Origin of the sequence: Dyella subtropica (genome assembly GCF_026283965.1) — a bacterium.
Lineage (GTDB): Bacteria > Pseudomonadota > Gammaproteobacteria > Xanthomonadales > Rhodanobacteraceae > Dyella_D > Dyella_D subtropica.
The window spans coordinates 178,993-189,549 of record NZ_JAPDPD010000004.1 but is presented as its reverse complement, the minus strand read 5'-3'; the positions used below and the strand labels follow the sequence as shown (position 1 = coordinate 189,549).

Sequence of the window (10,557 nt, the reverse complement as noted above, 5' to 3'; positions counted from 1 at the left end):
CGAGGAGCACTGCTTCCCCATGCCTAACAGCAACGTCCAGACCCTGTTTGCCGAGATGGCCGAGCGTTACGCCGATCAAGTGGCGATTGAGTACGAGGCCGTGCCCGCGGACGGCCGTCACCCAAGCGCCACCTACGGCCACTTGGCACGGCAATCGAACCGGCTTGCGCGATGCCTGGCCAGGATGGGCGTGGGGCCGGGCATGCCGGTCGCCATCCTGGCCGAGGACGTCGCCACCGTCGTCATCGCCATCCTGGGCGTGCTCAAGGCCGGCGCGGCCTTCATGCCGCTCGACCCCCACCTGCCGCCGGCACGGATCGACGCCATGCTGGAGCTGGCGCAGGCGCCGCTGATCCTCGCGGAAAGCGGGACGGCTCCGCTCCTGGCCCGCCTGAATCTGCCGCTTGCCGCGCGGCCGGCGGTGCTGCCGCTCGACGCCGCTGCCGACTTCTCCGCACTGGCGCCCGACTGGCGCGTGTCGATGGAGCCGTGGTGGGATGAAGCCGCCGATCCGTTCGCCGTCGAGATGGCGCCGGATGCGTTCTGTTACCTCTTTTTCACGTCGGGTTCCACCGGCCAGCCCAAGGGCATCGCGGGAAGGCTAAAAGCCATCGACCATTTCATTCGCTGGGAAATCGAAAGCTTCGGCGTCGGCCCCGGCACGCGCGTCAGCCAGCTCACTACGCCGTCCTTCGATGCCTTCTTGCGCGACATCTTCACCCCGCTCTGTGCCGGCGGAACCGTCTGCGTGCCGGACAACCGGACGCAGTTGCTTACGCCCGAGCGATTGGCGGCGTGGATCGAGGCGCGTCGAATCCAGCTGGTGCATTGCGTACCGACGGTGTTCCGCCTGCTGTCCGATGGGGTGAGCAGCCCCGAATCGCTGCCTGATCTGCGCTGGGTGCTGCTTGCCGGCGAACCGGTGACTCCCGCTGACGTCAACCGCTGGACCCAGATGTTCGGCGAGCGCATCCGCCTGGCCAATCTGTATGGCCCGTCGGAAACCACCATGACCAAATTCTGCCACCTGATCAGCGCGGCGGACGGTCATCGCCTGACGGTTCCCATCGGCCAGCCGATACCGGGCGCGCGCGCCTTGGTGGTGGACGCCCGCAACCGGCCCTGCCCACCCGGCACGATCGGCGAGATCCTCATCCGCACTCCCTATCGGACGCTCGGCTACTACCGGCGCCCCGATCTGACGGCGGAAGTATTCGTTCCCAATCCCTTCGCGAACGGCGATACGGAAGACGTGGTTTATCGCACCGGCGATCTTGGCCGGGTGCTCCAGGACGGCATGCTCCAGGACGGCACCTTCGAACTCATCGGCCGCAAGGACAACCAGGTCAAGATCCGCGGCGTGCGTATCGAACTGGCCGAGATCGAAGACCGCCTGCGCGGCATGCCCGAAGTCGTCGATGCCGTGGTGGTGGCGCGCAAGGATGCGGCAGGCGCGCTGGCTTTGTTCGCCTATGTGGTTCAACGCGCCGAACTGTCGGCGGCCGAACTGCGCACGCGGCTGAGCGAATCACTCACGGAGGTGATGATTCCGGCCGCCTTCGTCACGCTTTCCGAGCTGCCCCGGACCATCACCGGCAAGGTCGACCGCAAGGCCTTGCCGGCACCCGAGCAAGCGCGGCGGCTTGGACGGCCGCCCTATGAAGCCCCACGCACGGCCAGCGAGCAAATCCTGGCCGATATCTGGTCGCAGCTTTTGGGGCTGGAACAGATCGGCGTGAACGACCATTTCTTCGACCTGGGCGGCCATTCGATTTTGGCCATGCAAATGCTTGCCCGATTGAAAGGCGCGTTCGAGGTGGATATTCCAGTCGCCGCTTTGTTCGACAGCCGCAACCTGGCTGCCCTGGCGGCGTGGATCGACACCGCTCGCTTCGACCCAAACGCCTCGTCGCATGCGCGCGAGCGGCTTGAAGTGGTGGCGCGTGACCGCCGGTGGCCTTTGTCGTTCACCCAGCAAAGGCTGTGGTTTCTTGAGCAGCTGACACCCGGCACCACCGCTTACCACACGCCCGCGGCCGTCCGTATCGAGGGGCGGCTGAATGCCGACAGCCTGGAAGCCGGCCTCAATCTCATGCTCCACCGCCAGGAAGGGCTGCGCACCGGCTTCCGGATGGACGATCTGCAGGCTTACCAGCTGATCCAGCCAGCCGCGAGCCTGGCCTTGCAGCGCATCGACCTGGCGGACCGGCCGGCGGACACGGTGCAGGCGGAACTGGCCGCGTTGATCGCCACGGAATGCGCCAAGCCTTTCGATCTGGCCAGTCCGCCGCTGATGCGCGCCACCCTGGTGCGTCTGTCGGAAACCGAACACGTCGCCGTGCTGGTGATGCACCACCTCGTTTCGGATGCGTGGTCCGTCGGCGTGCTGTGCCGCGACCTGGTGGCCGGCTACCGCGCGGCGGAAACCGGCGGCGCCGCGGCCAGCCTTCCGCCGCTGGCCTTCCACTACCTGGATTTCGCCGCCTGGCAACGACGCGAACTCCAAAGTGTCTTGCCGAACCTGCTGGACTTCTGGCGCACGCGGCTGGCCGGCATCGAACCGCTGCAAATCCCCACCGATCGGCCTCGACCGGCGATGCCCAGCTTCCGCGGCGCGCGCCAGCCCTTCTCTCTCGACGCGCCAACCTGCGTCGCATTGAACGATCTGGCGCGTCGCCACAAGGTGACGCTGTACATGGTGCTGCTGGCGGCCTTCAAGGCCTTGCTTCACCGCTATACCGGGCAAAACGACATAGCGATCGGCACGCCTGTAGCGAACCGGCCGTTGACCGAGATGGAAGACGCGGTCGGCTTTTTTGCCAATACCCTCGTCCTGCGCAGTGATCTATCCGCGGACCCCAGCTTTGCCGAACTGCTGGCGCGCGTGCGGCAGACCGCCCTGGACGCCTACGCCCACCAGGACCTTCCCTTCGACGAAGTGGTGCGCCTGCTACAACCGGAGCGTGATCTCAGCAGGCAGCCGTTGTTTCAGGTCATGTTTGTGCTGCAAAACGCGCCGATGGCGCCGCTGCTCTTGCCCGGGCTGGTTTTCTCCGATTACCCCCTCGATCCGAACGCGGCACGCTTCGACCTCACGGTCGAACTGCATGAGTGCGAAGGCGGTTTGGCCGGCCACGTGGATTACGCCACCGACCTGTTCGACGCGCAGACCATAGAACGCCTGCTGCGCCACTACCGCGTGTTGCTGGTGGCCGCGAGCGCCGATCCGCTGCGCCGCCTGTCGGCCTTACCCATGCTTGCGCCGGACGAGCGCGCGGCCTTGCTGCCGTCGCCGCAGCCGCCGTTGGAGGACAGTGGGCGCCTGGGCGGTTGTCTGCACGAGCTGTTCGCGCAACGCGCCGCCGAAACGCCCGACGCCATCGCCCTGAGTTTCCGCAGCCAGCGGATCAGCTATCTCGAACTGGAGCTGCGGGCCAACCGGCTGGCCAACTATCTGCGTAGCCAGGGCGTCGGTCCGGAAGTCCGTGTCGCGCTTTTCTTCGATCGTTCGCCCGAAGTCGTGGTGGCCATCCTCGGCGTGCTGAAGGCCGGTGGCGTCTACGTGCCCATGGAAACCGCCTATCCGGCCGAACGGCTCGGCTTCATGCTGGACGACACCGGCGCCCGGCTCGTTGTGACCCAGCATGATCTGCTGGGCCGCCTGCCGGCCGCGCACCCGCCGTCGGTGTGCCTGGATGCCGATGCGGTCGCCATCGCGGCACAGCCCCAAACCTGCCCGCAAAGTGGTGTAGGCCCCGGCCACGCCGCTTACGTGATCTACACCTCCGGCTCCACCGGACGCCCCAAAGGCGTCCCGGTGGAACACCGGAACGTGGTGCGCCTGTTCCAGGCCACGGAACAGGCTTTCACGCCTGCACCGGGTGACGTGTGGACCTTGTTCCATTCCTATGCCTTCGATTTCTCGGTCTGGGAAATCTGGGGCGCGCTGCTGCATGGCGGGCGACTGATCGTGGTGCCGTTCTGGCAGACCCGCTCGCCCGAGGCGCTGCTGGAACTGCTGGTCACCGAGGAAGTGACGGTGCTGAACCAGACGCCTTCGGCTTTCTGGCAACTGGTGCGTGCCTGCGAGACCGCCGACGCCCCCTGCCCGCCCGCGCTGCGGCTGGTCATCTTCGGCGGCGAGGCCCTGGATTTTCGCCGGCTGCGCGGCTGGTTTCGCCGCTACGGCGACAGCAAACCCAGGCTGGTCAACATGTACGGCATCACTGAGACCACCGTCCATGTCACCTGCCGGCCGGTCACGCAGGCCGACGCCGAGACCGACCCCGGCAGCCTGATCGGCGCGCCCCTGCGCGATCTGTGCCTGTACGTGCTCGACCCTCATGGCGAGCCGGTGCCGCCGGGCGTGATCGGCGAAATGTACGTCGGCGGCGCCGGTGTGGCTCGCGGCTATCTAAATCGTCCAGCGCTGACCGCCGCGCGCTTTGTGCCTGATCCGTTCTCCGGCGCAGCGGGAGCGCGTCTCTATCGATCCGGCGACTTGGCGCGGCGCCGCGCCGACGGCGAAATCGAATATCTCGGCCGCATCGACCATCAGGTGAAAATTCGCGGCTTCCGCATCGAATTGGCGGAAATCGAAGCGGTGATGTCGGAATACCCCACTCTGCGCGAAGCCGTCGTGCTGCTGCGCGAGGACGTGCCGGGCGAACCGCGCCTGGTCGCCTACGTCACCCGCCGGCCGGATGGCATCGTGTTGCTGGACGACCTGCGGCGCTTCCTGACCGAACGCCTGCCCGACTACATGATTCCCGCCGCCGTGGTCACGCTCGAAGCGCTGCCCCTGACCCGCAACGGCAAGATCGATCGTGCGGCGCTGCCGCCTCCGCCCGCCGAGCGGCCGGAGATGACCACCGATTTCGTGGCGCCGCGAACCGAGCACGAGCGTGAGCTGGCTGCCATCTGGTGCGATGTGCTGGGGCTGGAAAAGGTGGGTACGCGCGACAATTTCTTCGTGCTAGGCGGCGACAGCATCCGCAGCATCCAGGTCTGCGGGCGGGCCCAGCAATGCGGGCTGTCCATTTCCGTGCAGCAGCTCTTCCGCTTGCAGACCATCGACGGCTTGCTGCGAGAACTCGCCAACGGCAGCGATCCGGCGATCGCGACGGCCTTGGACAGTGCGGCGTTCTCCCTGATTGGCTCCGCTGATCTCGCACGCATGCCGGCGGATGTCGAAGACGCCTTTCCGCTGGCCACGCTGCAGTTGGGCATGCTCTATCACTCCGACCTGAGCGACGGTGGGGCCACCTATCACGACGTCTTCAGCTATCGGCTGCGCGCCCCTTTCGATGCCGGTTTTCTGCGGGATGCGCTCGACGCCATCGCACGGCGGCACGGCATGTTGCGCACTTCATTCGACCTGTCGAACTTCAGCGAGCCGCTGCAACTCGTCCACCGTCGAGCGCCCATTCCCGTTTCGATCGAAGACCTTTCGACGCTTTCGCCCGCAGCCTGCGATGCCGCGGTGGCGCGCCTGGTCGAGGCGAAGCAGCAGCACGTCCGCGACTGGCGTCGAGCGCCGCTGCTGGACGTCCATATCCAGCGCCTGGACCCGGCACGCTTCCAGTTCACCCTCAGCTTCCATCACGCCATCCTGGACGGCTGGAGCGTGGCGAGCTTCCTGACCGAACTGTTTCAGGAATACTTCGCCCGCATCGAGGGTACGGCGTTGCCGGCCTTGGCCGCTCCCACCCTGTCTTACCGGCAGTTCATCGCCCTTGAACGGCAGACCCTTGCGCAGCGCACGAGCCGGGATTTCTGGCGCCACCGCCTGTTCGGTTGCGAATTCTTGAAGCTACCGCGCGCTCCGTTCGCCGAAGAAACATCCGGCGGCGTCGTGGAACGGGAGGTCGCGATCCCCCCCGAGGTCTCTGAAGGTCTGAAGCGGGCCGCGCGCAGCATGGGCATACCGGTCAAGAGTGTGCTGCTGGCCGCACACGCCTGCGTGCTGGGCCTGTTGGGCAATGCCACGGATATCGTCACTGGCTTGGTGGCGCATACGCGCCTGGAGGAGGCCGATGGGGAGCGGTTGCTCGGCCTGTTTCTCAACACGTTGCCCCTGCGGCTGCGCCTGGACGCAGAGAGCTGGACCGATCTGGCGACGCGCGCCTTCGAGGCGGAAGTGGAGTTGCTGCCGCATCGCCGCTATCCGCTGGCCTTGATCCAGCGCGATCACGGCGGCGCCGCGCTGTTCGAAGCCGTATTCAACTTCACCCATTACCACGTCTACCGCGACTTGCGAGACACCGCCGACGCCGAAGTGCTGGATGGCCACATTTTCGAGGAGACCAATTTCCCGCTGACCGCCAATTTCAGCCTGGATGCGCGAACGGGCGCCGTGCGGCTCGTCCTGCTCTGCGATCGCGGCCTCTTCGCCGACGCAGAGCAGCTCGACCGGCTGAGCCACTATTACGCCGCCGCGCTGGCCGATCTGGCGGGAAATCCTCAGGGCCGCTACGCGGACACCCGCTTGATGGCCGCGGATGAACGCGCGCAGCAGCTGGCCGCCGGTCGCGGGGACTCGACGCCGCCGATCCTGGAACCCATACACGAGCAGGTGGCGAAACAAGCCCGGCTCCACCCCGATGCCATCGCGGTGAGCGATGGGACGGCATCGCTCAGCTATGCCGAGCTGGAACGGCGCGCCGACCACCTTGCGTGGCACCTGCGCAGCAGATGTCCGCGGGGGGATCTGCTGGTGGCGCTGTGCCTGCCCCGCTCCGTGGATCTGGTGGTCGGCATGCTTGCCGTGTTCAAGGCCGGCGGTGCTTATCTGCCGCTCGATCCGCATCATCCGGCGGAGCGCCTGCGCTACATGCTCGAGGATGCGGGGCTGCCGCTGCTGCTGACGCACGGAAGCCTGCGCGGGTTGGAAGCGACCACCCTGGTTCCCGCAGACCGCGTTCTGTGGATGGATGCGCTGGAGGACGAGCCTGCGCCGAATCCGGAAGGTCTCCCATCCACGGCGCCGGATGCCGCGGCCTATGTGATTTACACGTCCGGTTCCACCGGGCGGCCGAAAGGCGTGGTGGTGACCCATCGCGCCTTGTCCAACTTCGTGGCGGCCATGACCGAACGTCTCGGGCTGAGCGCGTCGGACCGGTTGCTCGCCACCACGGCGGTGACCTTCGACATCGCCGCCCTGGAATTGCTGCTGCCGCTCGCCCTGGGGGCGATGGTGATCGTGGCCGATCGCACCACCGTGCAGGATCCGGGCCTGCTGGCGGCGCGGATCGCCGACGCGGGCACTACGGTCTTGCAAGCGACGCCGTCGCTGTGGCGCGGACTGGTGGACAGCGGCTGGCAGGCCTACCCCCACCTCACGCTGCTGTGTGGCGGCGAAGCACTGGACCGGGCCTTGGCCGATCACCTGATCGCCGCGGGAGCGCGGCTGTTCAACATGTACGGGCCGACGGAAACCACCATCTGGTCGTCCACGCACGAGATCGACGCGGCACAGGGGCCGGTGCCGCTGGGGCGTCCCATCCTCAATACCGAGCTTTACGTGCTTGATCGGCACATGCAGCCGGTGCCGCTGCTGGTGCCGGGTGAATTGCACATCGGCGGCACCGGTGTCGCCCGTGGCTATCTGGGACGTCCTGCGCTCACGGCGGAGCGGTTCCTGCCTGATCCCTTTTCCGATCGGTCGGGGGCGCGCCTCTACAAGACCGGCGACCTGGTGCGCTGGTTGCCCGGCCATCAACTGGAGTTTCTGGGACGCATCGACCATCAGGTCAAGATCCGTGGCCACCGCGTCGAACTGGGCGAGATCGAGGCCGTTCTGGCCTCACACCCATCCGTAGGGCGTTGTGTGGTGGCGATGAAGCAAGGGGCCGGCGAGCCCACCCTGGTCGCCTACCTCACCAGCCCCTATGACACCCGGCCGGCACCATCGGCCTTGCGCCGCTGGCTGTTGGAGCGTCTTCCGGAACACATGGTGCCGGCCGAGTTGGTCCTGCTGAACGTCTTCCCCATGACACCCAACGGCAAGATCGACCGCCAGATGCTGCCCAGCCTGGCTGCCGCACTGACACCTGCCGCGCGCGCCGACGCGACCCAGCCACGGGACCGGCTGGAGCTGGCGCTTGCTCAACTTTGGGAAGAAGTGCTGGAGCAGCAGGCGATCGGTGTTCATGACCACTATTCCCACGACCTGGGCGGGCATTCGATCCAGGCGGTGCGCCTGGCGGCGCGAATCCGCGAAACACTCGATCCCACGTTCCGATTGACCACCCTGCTGCAAGGCGGCACCGTCGCGCGCGTCGCCGGCCACATCCGTCATCGCCACGTCCAGGCGCGCACGCCCGTGGTGCCGCTGCAGCCCAAGGGCGGTCGACGGCCGCTGTTCTGCGTGCACCCGGCGGTCGGCAACGTGTTGTGCTACCTGAGCCTGGCCCACCATATCGGCCCCCGTCAGCCCCTGTTCGGCTTACAGGCACCGGAAGTGGACGGCCTCAGCCCGAGCGCGAAAACGGTGGAGGAGCTGGCCGCGCGCCACATCGCGGCTATCCGTGGCGTGCAAGCGACGGGGCCCTACTTGCTGGCCGGCCATTCCTTCGGCGGCCTGGTGGCTTTCGAGATGTCGCGGCAATTGCACGCGGCCGGGGAGCGCGTGGATCGCCTGGTGCTGATCGACGCCATCCTGCCCGATACGGCCGTCGCCGAAGCCGTGCCGACGACGGTGCCGGCACCTGCCGACGATGCCGAGTGGCTGGCCGCGACGGCGCGCACGTTGGAACGCTATTTTGGCCGCGCGCTCGGCGAAATGACCGCGGTGCTGGATGGCTGTCCCGCGGCAGAAGGCATGGAGCGACTGCTGCAGCGCATGGCGCAATTGGAAGTGGTGCCCGCCGAAGCGGGCCGCTCCCTGCTTGCCGCCATGCTCGCGGCGCAAAAAGCCAGCGAACAACTGGCGGCGCATTACCGGCCTCGGTCGCATGACGGCCCGGTGACCCTGATTCGCGCGCGCGACCTCCATGCCGAAGATGCCAGGCGCATCTCGCCGACCCTGCTGATGGACAACGCGCTGGGCTGGGGTGCTTTCGTCACCGGTCCGCTGGACGTGCAAAACATCTCAGGCGATCACCTCAGCATGCTGACCGAACCTCACGTGCAGGAATTGGTGGATGCGCTGCTGACCGCGCTGGATGTTCCGGGCAGTTCGCCCTTGGATTCCACCGTCACGACGGGAACGGGGGCGGTATGACGACGATAGCGCTGTGCGGATGGCCGCTGCCGGGTGCGATCAATGGGGTAGTGATGCTGGCCCGTCGCCTGCGCGAACGCGGGCATCAAGTCTGGATCATCAGTATTCCGGATGCCGCGCCGGTCGTCGCGGAAGCGGGCCTGATGTTTGAGCCGGTGCTCGCGGAGATGTTTCCGACCGGATTCCTGGTGAATTTGCGCAAGCAATTCGCCGAATTGGGTCCGTTTGCCTTGTTGCGCGAACGACGCCGTTGGACCAGCCGATACGAAAAGCTGATCGGGGATGTGCTGGCCGGCCGCAATCGTGAGGTCGATGAAGCGCTGGACCGCATCGCCCCCCAACTGGTGCTGCTCAGCCCCGACGTCCCCCATCTCGCCCTGATCGGGCTACTCGCGCGGCGGCGCGGCATTCCCATGGCCTATGCCACCTCGCTGTTTTCCCATTACCCGCATCCGGTCAATCCGCCGCTATCGAGCCTCCATGTTCCCACTCACAGCCCGCTAGGGGCATGGCACGTCCGCCTTATCTGGGCCCGCCACCACATCGTGGGGCGTATACGGCACGCAGCCATCACCTGGCTCGGCCTGGACATCAACATGCTGCGCTTTCTATCGCCCTTGGCTCGTCTCACCGGTCAGCGACGTCTGAGCTGGCGCAGTTTTCTGGCGCCGCTGGCGGTGGCTCCGGAATTCTTCCTGAGCGCAGAGGAGTTGGACTTCCCGGCACCGCTTCCTCCCCGCAGGCATCGCATCGGTTTCGCGATCAATCCCGACCGCACCGAAAGCGACTTTCCATGGGACCGCATTGATCCGACGCGCAAGCTGCTCTATTGCTCCCTGGGCACCTTGCTCTATCTGCCCCTGCAAAGACATCGTGAATTGCTGCAGGCCATGATCGATGCGGCGGCCGAGTTGCCGGGATGGCAATTGGTGATGGCCACCGGAAGCTATGTCCATCCCGACGAACTCACCGGCTATCCCGCTGGCGCCATCGTGATGTCGCGCGTTCCGCAGTTGCAGATCCTGCAGCGAGCCGCGCTGATGATCACCCACGCCGGCGCGAATTCCGTGCACGAATGCGTCTACTTCGGCGTGCCGAGCGTGTTGCTGCCGATCGCCTTCGACCAGCCCGGCTGCGCCGCGCGCATGGTCTATCACGGGCTAGGTGTACTCGGTGATCCGCGGCGAGCGACCGCTGCCGATATCCGGCGCTTGATCGAGACCGCCGCCGCGCCGGAATTCGCGCTTCGCTGCACCGAGATGTCGGCGCGTATCCGCCAGCCGACGTATACAGAAGCGGGATTTGCAGCGCTCGAAGCGCTTGCCGGGGAATGA

2 protein-coding genes are annotated in these 10,557 nt (G+C 66.5%); both read left to right on the top strand.

The window, feature by feature from the left end; genetic code table 11:
• The first annotated feature begins 19 nt into the window (after positions 1–19).
• Positions 20–9,223 carry a non-ribosomal peptide synthetase gene (locus OUZ45_RS05235; RefSeq protein ID WP_266168880.1) on the top strand — a complete coding sequence of 3,068 codons (9,204 nt, stop codon included), beginning with the start codon at positions 20–22 and terminating at the stop codon, positions 9,221–9,223.
• Complete coding sequence (locus OUZ45_RS05230) at positions 9,220–10,557, top strand: nucleotide disphospho-sugar-binding domain-containing protein (RefSeq protein WP_266168879.1); 1,338 nt, start codon at positions 9,220–9,222, stop codon at positions 10,555–10,557. Before OUZ45_RS05235 ends, OUZ45_RS05230 begins: the two co-directional genes overlap by 4 nt.